Source organism: Lentzea sp. NPDC037011, from assembly GCF_055607425.1.
Genome location: NZ_JBVJRT010000005.1, coordinates 260,705 through 278,352, shown reverse-complemented (window position 1 = coordinate 278,352; position 17,648 = coordinate 260,705). Strand labels below are relative to the sequence as shown.

Sequence of the window (17,648 nt, the reverse complement as noted above, 5' to 3'; positions counted from 1 at the left end):
ACCCCCTCCTGCACTCAGGCCATGACGTCGGGCGGGTTCGTGAAGTACTCGTCGTCGGGCCGCGTGTCCTTGCGCTCCAACTCCGACTTCGGTTCGTCCTCGTCGGTTCCGTCGCCCTTGTATCCGTTCGGCATCTGTTGCTTCACGAAGTCCAGGGCCGGGCTCTCGCCGACGAAGTCGGTCATGATCTGCACCACCCGCCCGGAGGCCTCACGCTGGGCCTTCGCCGAGGCGGTGAGGATCTCGGACGCGATCTGACCGGGGTCCATGCCGCGGGCTTCCGGCTTGATGCGGAGATCTGTCAACACGCCGGTGGCGTTGACGGTCACCGTGATCATCCCGTCCGGCGAGCTGGCGCTCCCGCCCACGCCTCCGAGCTGGTCGCGGGCCTGCTCGGCCTGCTGCTTGGCCTGCTCGATCTTCGCCCCGTACTGGGCGAGCCACTGGTCGGGCTCGATGGGCTGCATGGTCACCCCCGTTGAGTGAATCAGTCGTTCGTTCGATTCGCCGTAGACGCCCGTATCGTTTCACCCGTTCCCTGCTCATCGATACTTTGAGTCCGATTACCGCCATCCGGGCTAACGAAGGGGTGCACCGTGCCTGAGGGGGTGCTGGAGATCGACGCGGTCTCCAAGCGCTACGGAGAGGTCGTCGCCCTGCGGGACATGTCGTTCGACGTGCGTGCGGGCGAGCTCTTCGGGTTCGTCGGCAGCAACGGCGCCGGGAAGACCACGACCATGCGGATCGCGCTGGGCGTGCTCGCCGCCGACTCCGGCGAGGTGCGGTGGAACGGCAGAGCCGTCGACCTCGACACCCGGCGGCGGATCGGCTACATGCCGGAGGAACGCGGGCTCTACCCGCGGATGAAGGTCCTCGACCAGCTCGTCTACCTGGCCGAGCTGCACGGCCTGGGCACGAACGAGGCGCACCGCAACGCCGAGAACTGGATCGCCCGGCTCGGGCTGCGCGACCGGCGCACCGACGAGGTGCAGCGGCTCAGCCTCGGCAACCAGCAGCGCGTGCAGCTCGCCGCGGCCCTGGTGCACGACCCGGACGTCCTGGTGCTCGACGAGCCGTTCTCCGGGCTCGACCCGGTCGCGGTGGACGTGATGAGCGGCGTGCTGCGCGAGAAGGCCTCCGCCGGGGTGCCCGTGGTGTTCTCCAGCCACCAGCTCGACCTGGTGGAACGGCTGTGCGACCGGGTCGGCATCGTGAGCGAGGGTGCGATGGTCGCCGTCGGCACCGTGGACGAGCTGCGGTCGGGCGGTGTGCCGCGCCTGGTCGTCGAATCGCCGACGACCGACTGGGCTGCCACGCTGGACGGCGTGCGGGTGATCGAGGAGAACGGGACGCGCTGCGTGCTGGAGCTCGTGGACGGCACCGACGACCAGGCCGTGCTGCACGCGGCCCTGTCGGCCGGTCCGGTGCACGAGTTCTCCCGGCAGCGCCCGGCGCTGACCGAGCTCTTCCGCAACGTCGTGACCACCGGGGAGAGGACCGCATGACATCCGCCAGGGCGGTCGGACTGGTGGCGCGGCGCGAGTTCGTCACGAAGGTGCGCACGAGGTCGTTCCTCATCGGCACCGCGGTGATCATCGCGGTGCTCGCCGGGTACGTGGTGCTGCAGTCGGTGCTGTTCGACGACCACCAGCGCAGCGTCGTCGGGTTGTCCGGCCAGGCCACGCAGCTCGCGGAACCGCTGCGGGACAAGGCGATGTCGTTCGGCGTCGAGCTGGAGACGCGCGACGTCACCACCGACGCCAACGCCGAGCAGCTGGTCCGCGACGGCGCGCTCGACGCGCTGGTGACCGGTGCGCCGCCGGAGCTGAAGATGATCGTCAAGGGCTCCGGCGACTCGGTGCTGACCACGGCGCTCAACGACGTGCTGCGCCAACAGGTCCTGGTCGCGCAGCTCGCGGAGGCGGGCATCACCCCGCAGCAGGTCGCGGAGAACCTCGCCAACGTGCGGGTGGGCGTGACAGCGCTGGAACCCGTTGACCCACAACAGGGTCAGCGCCTCGCCATCGGGCTGGTAGTGGCCGCGCTGCTGTACTACTCGTTGCTGGTCTACGGAACCATGGTCGCGCAGGGCGTGGTCGAGGAGAAGTCGAGCCGGGTCGTGGAGATCCTGCTCGCGACCGTGCGGCCGTGGCAGTTGTTGCTGGGCAAGGTGATCGGCCTCGGCGCGGTCGGGTTGCTGCAGCTGCTGGTGATCTCCACGGTCGGGCTCGCGCTGTCGTCGGGGTTCGACGTGGTCGACGTCGGCGCGGTGGGCGTGACGGCGCTGGCGACCGGCGTGCTCTGGTACCTGCTCGGGTTCTTCCTGTACGCCACGGTGTTCGCGGCCGCCGCGTCGCTGGTGTCGCGGCAGGAGGAGCTGCAGTCGGTGCTGACGCCGATCAGCATGACGATCATCGTGGCGTTCGTGGCCGGCATCAACCTGATGATCGGCAGCCCGTCCGGGGTGACCGTGACGGTCCTGTCGCTGCTGCCGCCGTTCGCCCCGATCCTGATGCCGGGCCGGATGGCATTGGGCGTCGCCCCCGCCTGGCAGGTGGTGCTGGCCGTGGTGCTGGCGCTGGTGGCCATCGCGGCGACCACGTGGCTGGGCGGCAAGGTCTACGCGAACGCCGTGCTGCGGACCGGCGCTCGCGTCAAGCTCCGCGAGGCGTTCAGGACTTGATGGCCTGGTAGCGGTCGAGCGCGACCTGGCGTTCGACCGCGTGGTCGACGATCGGCGTGAGGTCCGCCGAGTCGGGCGCGTACCTGCGGACGTACGCGCCGTCCGGGTCGAACTTCTTGGCCTGCGTGATCGGGTTGAAGATCCGGAAGAACGGCGCCGCGTCCGTGCCGCAGCCGGCGACCCACTGCCAGTTGTGCTGGTTCGACGCGAGGTCGCCGTCGACGAGGTGCTCCATGAAGTGCCGCGCGCCCCACCACCACGGCAGGTGCAGGTCCTTCACGAGGAAGCTGGCGACGATCATGCGCACCCGGTTGTGCATGAAGCCTTCCGCGAGCAGCTGGCGCATGCCGGCGTCGACGATCGGGTAGCCGGTGCGCCCCTGCTTCCAGGCCTCGAACAGCTCCCGGTCGTCGTCGTGGACCATCCGGTCGAACTTGCGGTCGAGGTTCTGCCGCGCGGTCTCCGGCTTGTGCCACAACACGTCCGCGTAGAACTCGCGCCACGCGAGCTCGCTGCGGTACGTGCCGTCGCAGTCCCGCAGGAGCGTGCGGGGGTGCAGCACGCCCCACCGCAGGAACGCCGACAGCCGGCTCGTGGCGTCGAGGTCGGGCCGGTCGCGGGTCTTGTCGTAGTCGGGGAGCCGTTCGTCGCGGAACTCCTCCCACAAACGCATGGCGTCCGGCAGCTTCTCGGTGGTCTTCGGGATCGCGGTGCTGTGCGGCGGTTCGAGCCAGTCCACAGTGGAGGCGCCGGTGTCGGCGGGCGCGCGCCAGCCGTGGTCGAGCCAGGCGTTGCGGAACGGCGTGAAGACCTTGAACGGCGTGCCGTCGCCCTTGAGCACCCGGCCGGGCGCGACGGCGTAGGGCGAGCCGGAGCGGACGAGCTCGACGTCGCCCAGCGCCTCCTCGACGGCCTCGTCGCGACGCCGCCCGTACGGCCCGTAGTCCGCGGAGATGTGGACGCTGCCCGCGCCGATCTCCCGTGCGATGCGCGGGACCGTCTTCACCGGGTCGCCGTGCACGACCATCAGCCGGCCGCCCAGCTGGTCGTTCAGCGCGTGCAGGCAGCGGTGCAGGAACTCGATCCGCGGCTGCCCCGACGGCTTCAGCAACCGGTCGTCCAGGACGAACAAGCCGAGCGCGCGGGGAGAACGCCCGGCGGCGGCGAGGAGGGCCGGGTGGTCGGCCGTCCGCAGGTCGCGGCGGAACCAGACGATCGAGGGGGAAGAGCTCACCAGGCGACGCTAAGACGAACGGGGCGCGCCTGCATGACAGGCGCGCCCCGCACGGGTGAAGCGGTGGGTGACTAGCGGTTCTCCATCGGGATGAAGTCGCGCTCGGTCGGGCCGGTGTAGATCTGCCGCGGGCGGCCGATCTTCGTGGCCGGGTCGTTGATCATCTCGCGCCAGTGCGCGATCCAGCCGGGGAGCCGGCCGAGCGCGAACAGCACGGTGAAGAACTTCGTCGGGAAGCCCATCGCCCGGTAGATCAGACCCGTGTAGAAGTCCACGTTCGGGTAGAGCTTGCGGGAGATGAAGTAGTCGTCCGCGAGAGCGGTCTCCTCCAGCTGCTTCGCGATGTCGAGCAGCTGGTCGTCGGCGCCGAGCTTGTTGAGGATCTCGTCGGCGGTCTTCTTGATGATCGCGGCGCGCGGGTCGTAGTTCTTGTAGACCCGGTGGCCGAAGCCCATCAGGCGGACGCCGTCCTCCTTGTTCTTGACCTTGTTGACGAACGACGCCACGTCGCCGCCGTCGGCCTTGATCTTCTCCAGCATCTCCAGCACCGCGCTGTTCGCGCCGCCGTGCAGCGGGCCGAAGAGGGCGTTGATGCCCGCGGAGATGGACGCGAAGAGGTTCGCCTCGGAGGAGCCGACCAGGCGCACGGTCGACGTGGAGCAGTTCTGCTCGTGGTCGGCGTGCAGGATGAACAGCAGGTCGAGCGCGCGGACCAGGTCCGGGTCGAGGTCGTAGGCCTCCGCCGGGAACCCGAAGGTCATCCGCAGGAAGTTCTCCACCAGGCCAAGCGAGTTGTCCGGGTAGAGGAACGGCTGGCCGACCGACTTCTTGTAGGCGTAGGCCGCGATCGTCGGGAGCTTCGCCAGCAGGCGGATCGTGGAGATCTCGACCTGGTTGGCGTCGAACGGCGACAGCGAGTCCTGGTAGAAGGTCGACAGGGCCGAGACCGCGGAGGACAGCACCGGCATCGGGTGCGCGTCACGCGGGAAGCCGTCGAAGAAGCGCTTGAGGTCCTCGTGCAGCAGCGTGTGGCGGCTGATCTTGGAGGTGAAGTCCTCGAGCTGCGCGGCGGTCGGAAGCTCGCCGTAGATCAGGAGGTAGGAGACCTCGGCGAAGTTCGAACGCTGGGCCAGCTGCTCGATCGGGTACCCGCGGTAACGCAGAATGCCCGCGTCACCGTCGATGTAGGTGATCTCGGAGGAGCAGGAGGCCGTGTTGACGAAACCGGTGTCCAGGGTCACCAGACCGGTCGTCGACAGCAGTTTGCCGAGTTCGATGCCGGACGCGCCTTCGGTCGCCGGCACCACCTTCATCTCGAGCTCTCCGCCCCCGTGGCGCAGCGCGACGGTCTGGGTGTCGTTCGGCGCAGTCGTCGCGTCGGGCATTCAAGTCCCTCTCAACGCTCGGACGGGGTGGCGGCAGCCCGCGCGGACTGCCGTCGTCTCGGACCACCCCGTTGGGATCTGAGTCTTCAAGTTCATCCACGCTAGTCGGCGGAAGGCCCGCCTCGCAGCAGCGGTGTGAACCGATTCTGTGAGATGGGACCGGCATCACATCCGCGATGCAGGTTTCTAGCGCGGCTCCCCCACGGTAGTCCGGTTCGGCGCTTTATCCACCCAACGCGGCGGTGAGTTCGCTCGCAAAGGGCGGCTCGGCACCCGCACGCGAACATGTGATCGCGGCGGCCGCACCGGCGTAGGTCAACGCGCTGGTCCACTCCTCCGCGGACAGCGCGCGGACCTTCTCGGCGGACAACGCGTCGTGGTCGTGCAGCCACGCGATCAGGGCGCCCTGCACGGTGTCGCCGGCACCGATGGTGTCGACGACGTCGACCTCCACCGGCGGCACGTCGACCCGGTCCGTGGCGGTGATCACGGAGAGACCGTCACCACCCCTGGTGAGCACGACGGCGGCGGGTCCCTGTGAAATCCAGGTGCGTGCGATCTCGATCACGTCGCCGTCCTCGGCGAGCCACTGAGCGTCCTCGACGGACACCTTCAGCAGCCCGACATCGGGCAGCCACGACGTGAACCGCGTGCGGTAGGCGCCCGGATCGTCGATCAGGCCTGCCCGGATGTTGGGGTCGAGAACGGTCAGCAGCCGCTTGCTCTCCCGCCGCAGCACCGTCTCGTAGACGCTCGCACCGGGTTCGAGGACGAGGCTCAGCGTGCCGAACGACACGGCCTTCACGCCCTCCGGCAGCGGGCCGGGGTCCTCGACGAGCCGGTCGGCCGTGCCGTCGACGTAGAACGAGTAGCGCGCGCTGCCGTCGTCCGCGAGACCGACGACCGCGAGGGTGGTGTTCTCCTGCCCGCGCTGGACGAGGTCCGTGCCCACGTTCGACGCGTGCAGCCGTTTCACGAGCTGCTCGCCGAAGTGGTCGGCCGACACCCGCGACAGGAAACCCGTCGGCACACCGAGCCGCCCGAGCGCGACGGCGACGTTGTACGGGCCGCCCCCCAGCTTGGGCGCGAGCGGCGCCAGCTCGTCGTCCCCCACCGGCACCATGTCGACCAGTGCCTCACCAGCAACCACGATCACAGCGTCCTACTCCCTCTGGCCGGCCCCGGTCCTCTGCAGACCATCCAACAGCAGTTCCCCCAGTGCGGTGAACGCCTCGGCATCCGAAACACCCGCCCGTTTCGTGAGGACCCCCGTCTGGATGCTCTCGATGAGCAGACCGGCCATCTCGGCGAACAACGTGGCATGCACCTCGCGGAACACGTGCAGCTCGACGCCGTCCTGGATGAACGCCTTGATGCGCTCGGCGGCGGCACGGGCGTTGCGCTCGTAGGTGGCGCGCGTGGGCGGGAAGTCGGACACGTCGGCGATGAACGCGGCCGAGGCCCTGTTCAGCTCCTCCGCGGCGGCAGCGAGGTAGCTGCCGATGCGTTTGCGCACGTCGTGGAGGCCCGCGATGCGCTTCTCGATGCGTTCGGCCGCGCCTTTGAAGTACCGGCCGACGACCCGCACGGCGAGCTGTTCCTTGCTGCCGGCGAGCGCGTAGAGGGTGGATTTCGAGCAGTGCAGCCTGCCCGCGATGTCGTCCAGCGTGAGGTGACCGAAGCCCTCGTCGAGGAAGAGGACCTCCAACCGGGAGAGCAGCTCGGCCTGCCGCTGCGTGAGAGCCCGCGTCATGTGACGACCTTGCCACACTGACTGGCAGGTGTACTGCAGTACGTCCTACAGTACAGCTACCAGTACACACCGGAGGTCGACGATGCCCGCCGAGCGGCTGCTCCCCACCCAAGAGGCCGAAGACCTGATCGCGCTGGTCAAGGAGATCGCGCGGGACGAGCTGAAGCCGCACGCGGCGGACGCGGAGGAGAACGAGAAGTTCCCCCGCGAGGCGTTCCGGCTGCTGGGCCGCAGCGGTCTGCTGGGCCTGCCGTACCCCGAGGAGTTCGGTGGCGGCGCGCAGCCCTACGAGGTGTACCTGCAGGCGCTGGAGGAGGTCGCCTCCGCGTGGATGACGGTCGCTGTCGGCCTCTCCGTGCACGTGATGTCCTGCTACGGCCTGGCCACGTTCGGCACCCGCGAGCAGCAGGACCGCTGGTTGCCGGAGATGCTCGAAGGCGAGCTGCTCGGCGGTTACGCGCTGTCGGAGACGCAGGCGGGGTCCGACCCGGCCGCGATGTCGACCCGCGCGGTGCGCCAGGGCTCGGAGTACGTCGTGAACGGCACCAAGGCGTGGATCACGCACGCCGGCGCCGCCGACTTCTACACGTTGATGGCCCGCACGTCCCCCGACGCCGGCCGCGGCATCTCCTGCTTCCTGGCCCCCGGTGAGGCGCCCGGTCTGTCCGCCGCGCCCGCCGAGCGCAAGATGGGCCTCACCGGTTCGATCACCGCGCAGCTGTCGTTCGACGGCGTGCGCTTCGGCACCGACCGCCTGATCGGCGCCGAGGGCGACGGCCTGAAGATCGCTCTGTCCGCTTTGGACTCCGGCCGGCTCGGCATCGCGGCCTGCGCGGTCGGCCTGGCCCAGGCGGCACTGGACGAGGCGGTGGCGTACGCCAAGTCCCGCACCCAGTTCGGTCGCCCGATCATCGAGTTCCAGGGCCTGGAGTTCCTGCTCGCCGACATGGCCGCCGCCGTCGAGTCGGCGCGGGCGACGTACCTGATGGCCGCCCGCCGCCGCGACGCCGGTCTGCCGTTCCGCCAGCAGGCGTCGATCGCCAAGCTCGTCGCCACGGACGCGGCGATGAAGGTGACGACCGACGCCGTGCAGGTCCTCGGCGGCGCCGGCTACACCCGCGACTTCCCGGTCGAGCGCTACATGCGCGAGGCCAAGGTGCTGCAGATCTTCGAGGGCACCAACCAGATCCAGCGCCTCGTGATCGGCCGCGGCCTGCGTTAGCCCAGGTTCTCCCGGTAGAAGGGATCGGCGACGGTCCCTTCGCCCTTGCGCTCGTCGAACGCGTAGACCTCGCGCCCCTGGATGTAGACGTGCAGCGCGCGGCTCATCACGTCGAGCGGGTCCCCCGACCAGATGACGACGTCACCGTCGAGACCGGGCTTGAGCGCCCCGACCCGGTCGTCCAGCCCCATGATCCGCGCGGGGTTGGTGGTGATCGACCGCAGCGCGACGTCGCTGTCGAGCCCCTCCTTCACCGCCAGCGTGGCCTGGTGCACCAGGAAGTGGATGGGGATGACGGGGTGGTCGGTCGTGATGGCGAGCTCGACCCCGGCCCGCGCGAGGATGCCCGGGTTGCGCAGCCCGCGGTTGCGCAGCTCCACTTTGGACCGGGTGGTGAACAGCGGACCGATGATGACGGGGATCTGCTTCTCGGCGATGAGGTCCGCGATCAGGTGGCCTTCGGTGCCGTGGTTGAGGATCAGCCGGTAGCCGAACTCGTCCGCCAGCCGGATGGCCGTGGCGATGTCGTCGGCCCGGTGCGCGTGCTGGCACCACGGCAGCTCGCCGGTGAGCACCTTGCCGAGGACCTCCAGCGTGGTGTTGCGGTCGAAGGCCTTGCCGTCCGCCTCCGCCTCCGCCTTCTTCGCCAGGTAGTCCTGCGCCCTGGTGAGCTCGTCGCGGATGACCGCCGCGACCCCCTGCCGCGTGGACGGCAGCTTCCCCTTGTCGCCGTAGACCCGCTTCGGGTTCTCCCCGAGCGCGCTCTTCACGCTGACCGGTTCCTTGACGAGCATCTCGTCGACCGTGCGCCCCCAGCACTTGATCGCAACCGTCTGCCCGCCGATGGGGTTGCCCGACCCCGGCTTGATCACCGCGGTGGTGACACCCCCGCTGAGCGCGTCGGCGAACCCGATGTCGGCGGGGTTGATCGCGTCGAGCGCCCGCATCCGCGCCCCGACGGGGTCGGTCATCTCGTTGGTGTCCTGCCCGGCCCACCCCTCGGCCTCCTCGTGGACGCCGATGTGCCCGTGCGCCTCGACGAAGCCCGGCAACACCCAGGCCCCGTCCGCGTCGACGACCCGCACCCCGTCCGGGATGTCGACGTCGGCGCCGACCGCGACGATCTTCCCGTCCTGGATCAGAACAGTGCCGCCTTCGACGGGCTCCCCGTCGACCGGCACGACGTAGCCCCCGGTGATCGCGATGTTCATGGTTAGCAACGCTAACGGTTGGACGCCGCTCGGGCCAGTCCGCCCTCGTGGCTCTCGCTTTGCCTGCGTTTCGTGCGCGGTCGCCTGATCGGGTGAAGGTTGTCCTGATTTGCACGCCTGGGCGTCTGTTGGGATGTCCGGATGCAGGTGGTTCGTTCGCCCGCAGACAAGGAAGCGCGGGAGGGGCGCACGGCACGTTGTTGGGGATCGCGTCGAGGGGGTGGAGGTGAGGGTGCGATGGAAGGAGGGGGTTGGGGCGCACTGGGGAGGCGCGTCGGGGTGCGTGGGGATCGGGTGGGGAGCCGGGGCGGGGAGCCGCCGACGGAAGCAGCTGGGTGCGAGGCGCCAGGGCGGGAAGCCAGGGCGGGAAGCCGGGGCGGAAGCAGCCGGGTGCGAGCGGGAGTGCCTGGGGGTGAGCGAGCACCGAGAGCGGTAGCGGAGACGTGCCGACCCGCCCCGAAACCTCCGCCAAGGACGCGCCGAAGGCCGCGTTCGGGGAATCGGCTTGTGATCGAGCTGAAGGCGAGGCGTGAAGGGCTTTCCTCGGGCGGTTCCGCGCTAGGCGGGGCAGACGCCCACCGCAACGCAACCGGCAGCCGCACAAAGCAACAGGCGTGCCATCAACCCGCGAACGGCGCCGGCGGCTTCTTTGGGAGTGTCGGGGTCTGGGGCGGAGCCCCAGGAACAGCCACCCTCAGCGAGTCACAGCGGCCGAACCCCCCACCGGGCTCCCCAGGACTCCCCCGGAGCCACCCAGATCAAATCCACCCCGGAGTTCAACGCATCCGGCGGACAGGTCATCGGCTCAACGGCCACCGCCCGTCCCCGCCCCGGATAAGCCTCCGGCGTGTACACCTGCACCCACCGGAAGTCCGGATCGGCCCACAGCTCGACCCCCCAGCCGTCACCGGCGAGCGAGTGCCGCACCAGCCCGTCGCGGCCCGGTTCGCAGCCGCCGAACGGCGTGTCGAGCTGGACTCCGGCCAGTGGGCGGCCGGCGCGGAAGTCGTAGGAGGTTCCCTCGACGGGTACGGCGGGGCCGGAGGGCACCATCCGTTCGAGGTCCAGTGGGAGGACCGTCGTGGCCGCCAGGGTGAGCGTGCAGGAGTCCGTGGAAGCGTTCCCAGCGCGGGGGTAGGGGTGGGTGCCGACGCCGAAGGGGGTGGCGAGCTCGCCGACGTTCGTCACGTGGTGGGCGATGGTCAGGCCGTTGTCGTCCAGGGCGTAGGAGACGGTGGTGCGCAGGGCCGCAGGCCAGCCGGGCTGGGGGTCGATGACCGTTTCGAGGGTCACCAGGGAGCCGGTGTGTTCGAGGACGGACCAGGGGCGGCGGCGGACCAGGCCGTGGATGGCGTTGCCGCGGGCCGGTTCGGTGACCTCCAGGTGCTGGACCTCGCCGTCGAGGGTCCAGCAGGCGCCGGCTGTGCGGTTGGGCCAGGGCACGAGGACTGCGCCGGCGGACATCGGTGGTTTCTCGTCCGGGCCGAACGTCTCCACGTACGGGACGCCGTTCACCTCGAAGGACCGCAGGCCCGCGCCTACAGTCGTGATCACAGCGGTGGCACCCTCGTACGAGATCCCCAACATGAGGCTGAAGCCTACGGGGCCAACGGAAGGAATTGCCCATGAAGGTCCATCACCTCAACTGCGGTTCGATGCGGCCGCCGCTGGTGCCCGGCGGGCTCGTGGCGCACTGCCTGCTGATCGAGGCCGACGACGGGCTGGTGCTGGTCGACACGGGCTTCGGCACGCACGAGGTGAAGGACCCGGCGCAGACCATCGACGGGCTCAGCCGGCGGTTGCTGCGGCCGCTGCTCGACGTCAACGAGACCGCGGTCAGCCAGGTCGAGAAGCGCGGGTTTCGGGCGAGCGACGTGCGGCACGTGCTGCTCACGCACCTCGACATGGACCACGCGGGTGGGCTGCGGGACTTCCCCGGTGCGACGGTGCACGTGCTGGACACCGAACTGGAGGCCGCGACCAACCCGCGCACGACCAAGGAGAAGATGCGGTTCCCGAAGGCGCAGCGCGAGGGGGTCACGTTCCGGACGCACCACGCGACCGGCGAGGAGTGGTTCGGGTTCGAGGCGGTCCGCGACATCCCGGGGCTGCCCGCGGACGTCCTCATCGTGCCGTTGGTCGGGCACACCCGCGGCCACAGCGGCATCGCGGTCAGGTCGGACGACGGCTGGCTGCTGCACGCCGGGGACGCCTACTTCTACCGCGGTGAGGTCGAGACGCCGCCGAGCAGCATCTTCGCGCTCAAGATGACCGCCAGGCAGACGGAGACGATCCGGGTGCAGCGGCTGTCCAATGTGGAGCGGTTGCGGGAGCTGAAGGCGACCGGTGAGGTCGAGGTGTTCTGCGCGCACGACCCGGTCGAGCTGGCCAGGCTGGGATGACGGCCGTCCGCGCGCTCGGGCGCGACAAAGGCAGCGGAACCGGTCGGGCGTGCCCGACCGGTCCCTCGTGCCGAACCGGTCACTTCGACAGGTTCTCCGGGCTGATGTCGACCTTGCCGTGCAGCACCCGGTTGATGCCCCAGAGCACCAGGCCGGCGAGCAGCAGGTAGCCGGCGATCTTGTAGTCGTCCCACGGCCGGCCGGACGTGAACGGCAGCGCCAGGTACGCGCAGGTGATGGCGCCCAGCACCGGCGCCCAGGTGGGTGCGCGGAAGTGCTTGTGCTCGGACTTCTCCTTGCGCAGCACCAGGCACGCGATGTTGACGATGGTGAAGACGACGAGCAGCAGCAACGAGGTCGTGCCGCCGAGCTTGCCGATGTCGGCCGTGGACACCAGGATCACCGCGATGCCGGTGGTGAAGACGATGGAGATCCACGGCGTGCGGCGGAACGGGTGCACGGCGCTGAAGAACTTCGGGATGATCTTCTCGTTCGCCATGCCGTAGAGCAGGCGGGACGCCATCAGCATGTTGATCAGCGCCGAGTTGATGACGGCGAGCAGGCCGATGAGGGCGAAGACCCACAGCGGGAAGCCGGGTGCGCCGACGGTGACGACCTTCAGCAACGCGCCGGAGCCGGCTTTGGCGAGCTCGTCGGACGGGATCAGCAGCGACGACGTGATCGCGACCAGGACGTAGATCAGGGCGGCGATGCCCATGCCCCACAGCATCGCGCGCGGGAAGATCCGGACCGGGTCGCGGCACTCCTCCGCCATGTTCACCGAGTCCTCGAAGCCGACCATGGCGAAGAACGCGAGTGCCGTCGCCGAGGTGACCGCGAGCAGGACGTTGGAGCCGGACGGCGTGTGGATCTCGGTGAGCCGCGAGGGGTCGCCGTCGCCGACCATGACCGCGTAGGCGCCGATCGCGATGATGATGATCAGGCCGGACAGCTCGATGCAGGTCAGGACCACGTTGGCCTTGACGGACTCGGACACGCCGCGGAAGTTGATGATCGCGAGCGCCGCGATGAACACGATCGCGATGCCGGTGATGACCAGCGACTCCGGGCTGAGCGCGATGTCGAAGAACTCCACGAGCAGCTGCCGCAGGTAGGTGCGGCCGAACGCGAGGGCGGCGCTGGAGGCGGACGTGATGCCCGAGCACATGACCGCGAACGCGACCATGAACGTCAGGAAGTGGATCTTGAAGGCCTTGTTGGTGTAGAGCGCGGCGCCCGCGGCTCTCGGGTACTTCCCGACCAGCTCCAGGTAGCTGAACGCGGTCAGGAACGCGACGACGAACGCGAGCAGGAAGGGCAACCAGAGCGCGCCGCCGATCTTGCCGGCGACGTTGCCGGTCAGCGCGTAGATCCCGGTGCCGAGGATGTCGCCGACGACGAAGAACAACAGCAGCTTGGGCCCGATCGCCCGGTGCAGCCCCGGTTGTTCCGTTTGTGGAGTCGCTTCAGCCATGCCGTGGAATTGTGCCGGTTCGGTGTGACGACCAGCACTGATGACTGCTTTCCTCACCCGTATGGTGTAATCGACCGGACTCGTTCCGACCTGGGGGTGTCGCGATGAAGCGCGCGGTCCTGCTGATCTCGACCGCGGTGCTGGCGGCCTGTTCCTCCCCGCCGCCGGCCGCTCCGGGGCCCACCGCCGTGGTGCACGAGGACATCGCCTCGCTGGTGTCGGCGACCACCCGTGCCGTGTCGGAGAAGACCTCCTACCGCTTCACGGTGACCGCGCCGGTGGGCGGTGGCGCCGTCGCGTCGGCGTCGGGGGTCGTGCGGCTCACGGCGGGTGACGGCGCGGACGTCGAGGCCACGACCGAGCGACCGGTGCAGACCGGTGGGGCGCCGCAGAAGCTGCACTACGTGTCCACGAGCGAGGACAACGCGTACGTCGAGCTGCCCCCGGTGTTCGGGCTGCCCGCGGACAAGCCGTGGGTGAAGCTCACCCGCGCCGACACCGACGAGTTCACGGACACCATGCTGGGCTTCTACGACCTGGTCCACCAGGAGGCCGTGTTCACCCGGTACCACCTGCCGATCATCGCGGCCGGCGGTGTGGTGCGGTTGTCCGGCCAGTTCGGCGACCGCACGCTGTACACGGTGGACATCGACCACCGGAAGGCCTACGACTCGCTGCCGGACGGTTTCCTGAAGAACGAGGTCAAGATCGCTCTCGACCAGGGCGTGCAGGCGTCGGTCGCCGAGCTGGACTTCGACCGGGCCGGTCTGCCGACCCGGTTGAAGGTCTCCCGGCAGTTCGGCCAAGCGACGATCGTCGACGACGCCAGGTTCACCGACTGGGGCACGTCGGCGCGGGTCGTGGACCCGGTGCCGGCCGTGGTCAGCCAGCGGAACTGACGCGGTAGCGCCAGATCGCGGGCAGCAGCAGCACCGCGACGACGGTCGCCACGACCACCAGCACGCCGCCGGCCGTGACCGCCGCGGCCGTGCCGAACGCCGCACCGCCCGTGCCGTGCAGCAGGTCGGCGATCCGCGGGCCGCCCGCCACGACGACGATGAACACGCCCTGCATGCGGCCGCGCATCTCGTCCGTGGCCGCCGATTGCAGGATCGCGCCGCGGAACGCCATCGACACCATGTCCGCCGCGCCCGCCAACGCGAGGAACGCCGCCGCCACCCACAGGTTGCCGGAGAGCCCGAACCCGGCGATGGCCACGCCCCAGGCGACCACCGACACGGTGACCGCGACGCCGTGCCTGCCGACGTTCGCGATCCACCCGGACGTCAGCCCGCACAGCACGGCACCGATCGGGATGGCGGCGAACAGCACGCCGAGGGCGAACCCACCGCCGGGTGGGTCGCCGAACGTGTGCTGCGCCATCTCCGGGAACAGCGCCCGCGGCATGCCGAACACCATCGCGATGATGTCCAGCAGCATCGACGCGAGCAGCACCTTCTGCGCCCACAGGTAGACGAAGCCGGCCAGCACGTCCTTCAGCCCTGCCCGCCGCACCACGCCGTCGAGCGGGGGCATCGGCGGCAGCTTCCACACCGCGTAGACGGTGACGACGAGCGCGATCGCGTCCACGAGGTACAGCGTGGGCAGCCCGACGACGGGCATCAGGGCGCCGGCGAGCAACGGCCCGAGCACGGCGCCGAACTGCATGACCGTCGAGCCGAGCGCGCCCGCCGACGGCAGCAGCTCCGCCGGCACGAGCCGGGCGATGGAGGCCGACCGGGCGGGCGCGTTGGCCGCGAAGAACACCTGTTGCAGGCCGAGCAGCGCGATGACGAGCCACACCGATCGGACGTCGAGCGCGGCCTGCACCCACAGCAGCACGGAGGAGACCGCGATGCCGGTGTTGGTGACGAGCAGCAGCTTGCGCCGGTCGACGGTGTCCGCGATCGCGCCGCCCCACAGCCCGAAGACCAGCAGCGGCACCAGCGCCACGCCCGCGGCGATGCCGACCCACGCGGACGAGCCGGTGAGGTCGTAGACCTGCTTGGGCACGGCGACGGCGGTGAGCTGGGAGCCCACCGCCGTGACGATCGTGGAGAGCCACAACCGGCGGTACGCGACGATCTTCAACGGTCGCGTGTCGATCACGAACGTCGAGCGCGCGCTTCTCCCCACAGTGGCCACTTCGTTAGGCTATGACAACTAACAAGCACTTCACGTGAGGTGTCACCAAGACCACTCGTCAGAGGCGGACCGGGTACACCGGCTCCGGCACCTTCGGGCTGATCCGGCCCTCGACGAAGATCCCGTGCCAGATCATGAAGCACAGCACGGACCACAGCTGGCGCGACCGGTCGAACTGCTCCGACTTGTGCTCGGCGAGCAGGTCGAGCACGGCGTTCTTGTCGAGCAGGTGGCCGGTCTGCGAGTCGGCGATGATCCCACGCGCCCAGTCGTACATCTCGGCGCGCAGCCAGTGCCGGATCGGCACCGGGAAGCCCAGCTTCGGCCGGTTCAGCACGTGCGAAGGGATGATCTTGGCCAGCGCCTTGCGCAGCGCGTACTTGGTCGTGCCCTCGGTGAGCTTTTGCTCCAGCGGCACCTCGGCGGCCACCCGGAAGACCTCGGGGTCGAGGAACGGCACCCGCAGCTCGATCGAGTTGGCCATGGTCACCTTGTCGGCCTTGACCAGGATGTCGCCGCGCAGCCACGTGAACAGGTCGATGTGCTGCATGCGCGCGACCGGGTCCCAGCCCTCCGACTCGCGGTACCAGGGCGCGGTCACGTCCTGGAAGCCGACGCCCTCGACGTAGCCGGGGAACACGGCGCGGACCTGCGCGTCGCTGAAGTTGCGGGCGTTGCCGTAGTAGCGCTCCTCCAGCCGCAGCGAGCCGCGCCGCAGCAGGTCCTTGCCCCGCACACCCTCCGGAATGGACTTCGACACCGCGCCCATCAGCTTGCGCACACCGCCGGGCACCTTCTCGAACGGCGACAGCGACAGCGGCTCGTGGTAGATCACGTACCCGCCGAACAGCTCGTCCGCGCCCTCGCCGGACAGCACCGCCTTGACGTACTTGCGGGCCTCCCGCGCGATGAACCACAGCGGCACCAGCGCCGGGTCCGCGACCGGGTCGTCGAGGTACCAGAGGATCAGCGGCAGCTCGTTCATCATCTCGTCCGGCGACACCGTGCGGACCACGTGCCGCACGCCGATGGCCGCCGCCGTCTCGGCCGCGACGTCCACCTCCGAGTAGCCCTGGCGGTCGAAGCCGCTGGTGAACGCGATGAGGTTGGGGTTGTGCAGCTTCGCGAGCGTCGCCGTGGCCGTCGAGTCGATGCCGCCGGACAGGAACGCGCCGACCGTGACGTCCGGGTCGGAGATCATGTGCTTGGCCACCGAGTCGCGCATGACCTCGGCGATCCGCTCGTGCAGCGCCTCGGCCTCGTGCTCGCCGTTGACCGGCCGCGGCGCGAACACCGGCTTGAAGTACCGGTTGAACAGGACCGGCCCGCCCGGCGTGACGCGGAACGAGGTGCCGGACTCGACGCGGCGGATCGCCCTGTGCAGCGACTCGGGCTCCGGCACGTACTGCAGGACCAGGTAGTGCTGCAGCGCGGTCTGGTCGAGCTCCTGGCTGATGCCGAGGGTGCCGGTGAGCTGCAGCAGGCTCTTCTTCTCCGACGAGAACGCCACCCCGCCGGGCCCGGACGCCCAGTACAGCGGCTTGATGCCGAACGGGTCGCGCGCGCCGAAGACCACCCGCTCCTGCGCGTCCCAGATCATGAACGCGAACATGCCGCGCAGCCGCTTGACCGAGTCGGCGCCCAGGTAGTGGTAGGCGGCGACGATCGACTCGCCGTCGCCCTGGGTGCGGAACTGCGCGCCGAACCGCAGGGCCAGCTCGGCCCGCAGCTCCTTGTAGTTGTAGATCTCGCCGTTGAAGTTCAGCGTGTACCGCGCCGGGTTCTCCGGCGGGCCCCAGACCAGCGGCTGGTGCGAGTGGTCGAGGTCGATGAAGCCGAGCCGGTTGAACCCGTAGACGACCTCCGCGTCGGCCCAGGTGTCGCTCTCGTCAGGACCGCGGTGCCGCTGGCAGCGCAGTGCGGCGGCCACTGAGCCGCGCGCCGAGCCGGCGCCGGCTTCGGTGGGGCAGATGAGTCCGAGCACTCCGCACACGTGAAGTCACACCTCGTAGTTCGCTGTGGCTGAGCGCCCAGTATGCCGAGGGGTGGTTTGGGCGCTTAGGTCAGCCTGAGGACGTGTGAGGCCGCCACCAGGTTCCGCGACAGTGTGTCAAGGCCACGCGAAAGGGCGCCTCCCGC

Annotated in this window: 15 protein-coding genes; 5 read left to right on the top strand and 10 right to left on the bottom strand. The window is 69.6% G+C overall.

Annotated features, from left to right (window positions below; all coding sequences use genetic code 11):
- Positions 1-14 precede the first annotated feature (14 nt).
- Positions 15-467 (bottom strand): YbaB/EbfC family nucleoid-associated protein, encoded by a 453-nt coding sequence (locus tag ACZ7CH_RS16820; RefSeq protein WP_360385653.1) that lies wholly within the window; start codon positions 465-467, stop codon positions 15-17.
- 129 nt (positions 468-596) lie between these two features.
- Here ACZ7CH_RS16820 and ACZ7CH_RS16815 point away from each other — a divergent pair, with 129 nt between their 5' ends.
- On the top strand, positions 597-1,505 hold the full coding sequence (locus tag ACZ7CH_RS16815; RefSeq protein ID WP_360385651.1) for an ABC transporter ATP-binding protein: 909 nt from the start codon (positions 597-599) through the stop codon (positions 1,503-1,505).
- On the top strand, positions 1,502-2,683 hold the full coding sequence (locus ACZ7CH_RS16810; protein WP_470374282.1) for an ABC transporter permease: 1,182 nt from the start codon (positions 1,502-1,504) through the stop codon (positions 2,681-2,683). Before ACZ7CH_RS16815 ends, ACZ7CH_RS16810 begins: the two co-directional genes overlap by 4 nt.
- On the opposite strand, the gene ACZ7CH_RS16805 is transcribed toward ACZ7CH_RS16810, so the two are convergent.
- From ACZ7CH_RS16805 to ACZ7CH_RS16790, 4 genes are all read right to left on the bottom strand, one after another.
- On the bottom strand, positions 2,673-3,920 hold the full coding sequence (locus ACZ7CH_RS16805; RefSeq protein WP_470374447.1) for a cryptochrome/photolyase family protein: 1,248 nt from the start codon (positions 3,918-3,920) through the stop codon (positions 2,673-2,675). The genes ACZ7CH_RS16810 and ACZ7CH_RS16805 overlap by 11 nt on opposite strands.
- A 68-nt stretch (positions 3,921-3,988) precedes the next feature.
- Positions 3,989-5,302: a citrate synthase gene (locus ACZ7CH_RS16800; protein WP_360385647.1), complete on the bottom strand. Its 1,314-nt coding sequence runs from the start codon at positions 5,300-5,302 to the stop codon at positions 3,989-3,991.
- Between the two features lie 223 nt (positions 5,303-5,525).
- A complete protein-coding gene (locus ACZ7CH_RS16795) occupies positions 5,526-6,458 on the bottom strand; it encodes a carbohydrate kinase family protein (RefSeq protein WP_360385645.1) in 933 nt (310 codons plus the stop codon).
- Positions 6,459-6,464: 6 nt separating this feature from the next.
- Complete coding sequence (locus ACZ7CH_RS16790) at positions 6,465-7,055, bottom strand: TetR/AcrR family transcriptional regulator (protein WP_360385643.1); 591 nt, start codon at positions 7,053-7,055, stop codon at positions 6,465-6,467.
- A gap of 82 nt (positions 7,056-7,137) precedes the next feature.
- On the opposite strand from ACZ7CH_RS16790, the gene ACZ7CH_RS16785 reads away from it, so the two are divergent.
- A complete protein-coding gene (locus ACZ7CH_RS16785; protein ID WP_360385641.1) occupies positions 7,138-8,277 on the top strand; it encodes an acyl-CoA dehydrogenase family protein in 1,140 nt (379 codons plus the stop codon).
- Here the strand turns inward: ACZ7CH_RS16785 and ACZ7CH_RS16780 are convergent.
- Together ACZ7CH_RS16780 and ACZ7CH_RS16775 are read right to left on the bottom strand one after the other, a co-directional pair.
- A complete protein-coding gene (locus ACZ7CH_RS16780) occupies positions 8,274-9,488 on the bottom strand; it encodes an amidohydrolase (protein WP_470369526.1) in 1,215 nt (404 codons plus the stop codon). The two genes, ACZ7CH_RS16785 and ACZ7CH_RS16780, sit on opposite strands and share 4 nt — an antisense overlap.
- A gap of 702 nt (positions 9,489-10,190) precedes the next feature.
- Positions 10,191-11,075 carry an aldose 1-epimerase family protein gene (locus ACZ7CH_RS16775; protein WP_458429522.1) on the bottom strand — a complete coding sequence of 295 codons (885 nt, stop codon included), beginning with the start codon at positions 11,073-11,075 and terminating at the stop codon, positions 10,191-10,193.
- Between the two features lie 38 nt (positions 11,076-11,113).
- Between ACZ7CH_RS16775 and ACZ7CH_RS16770 the strand changes: the two genes are divergently transcribed.
- Positions 11,114-11,890 (top strand): MBL fold metallo-hydrolase, encoded by a 777-nt coding sequence (locus ACZ7CH_RS16770; RefSeq protein ID WP_360385635.1) that lies wholly within the window; start codon positions 11,114-11,116, stop codon positions 11,888-11,890.
- Positions 11,891-11,969: 79 nt separating this feature from the next.
- On the opposite strand, the gene ACZ7CH_RS16765 is transcribed toward ACZ7CH_RS16770, so the two are convergent.
- Positions 11,970-13,364, bottom strand: coding sequence for an APC family permease (locus ACZ7CH_RS16765; RefSeq protein WP_360385633.1), 1,395 nt, complete (start codon positions 13,362-13,364; stop codon positions 11,970-11,972).
- A gap of 104 nt (positions 13,365-13,468) precedes the next feature.
- Between ACZ7CH_RS16765 and ACZ7CH_RS16760 the strand changes: the two genes are divergently transcribed.
- Positions 13,469-14,263 carry a hypothetical protein gene (locus ACZ7CH_RS16760; RefSeq protein ID WP_470374281.1) on the top strand — a complete coding sequence of 265 codons (795 nt, stop codon included), beginning with the start codon at positions 13,469-13,471 and terminating at the stop codon, positions 14,261-14,263.
- Here the strand turns inward: ACZ7CH_RS16760 and ACZ7CH_RS16755 are convergent.
- Entirely contained in the window at positions 14,247-15,500 is a 1,254-nt protein-coding gene (locus ACZ7CH_RS16755) for an MFS transporter (protein ID WP_458429525.1), read from the bottom strand. The genes ACZ7CH_RS16760 and ACZ7CH_RS16755 overlap by 17 nt on opposite strands.
- Before the next feature lie 67 nt (positions 15,501-15,567).
- Positions 15,568-17,502 (bottom strand): asparagine synthase (glutamine-hydrolyzing), encoded by a 1,935-nt coding sequence (gene asnB, locus ACZ7CH_RS16750; RefSeq protein ID WP_470374280.1) that lies wholly within the window; start codon positions 17,500-17,502, stop codon positions 15,568-15,570.
- Positions 17,503-17,648 lie beyond the last annotated feature (146 nt).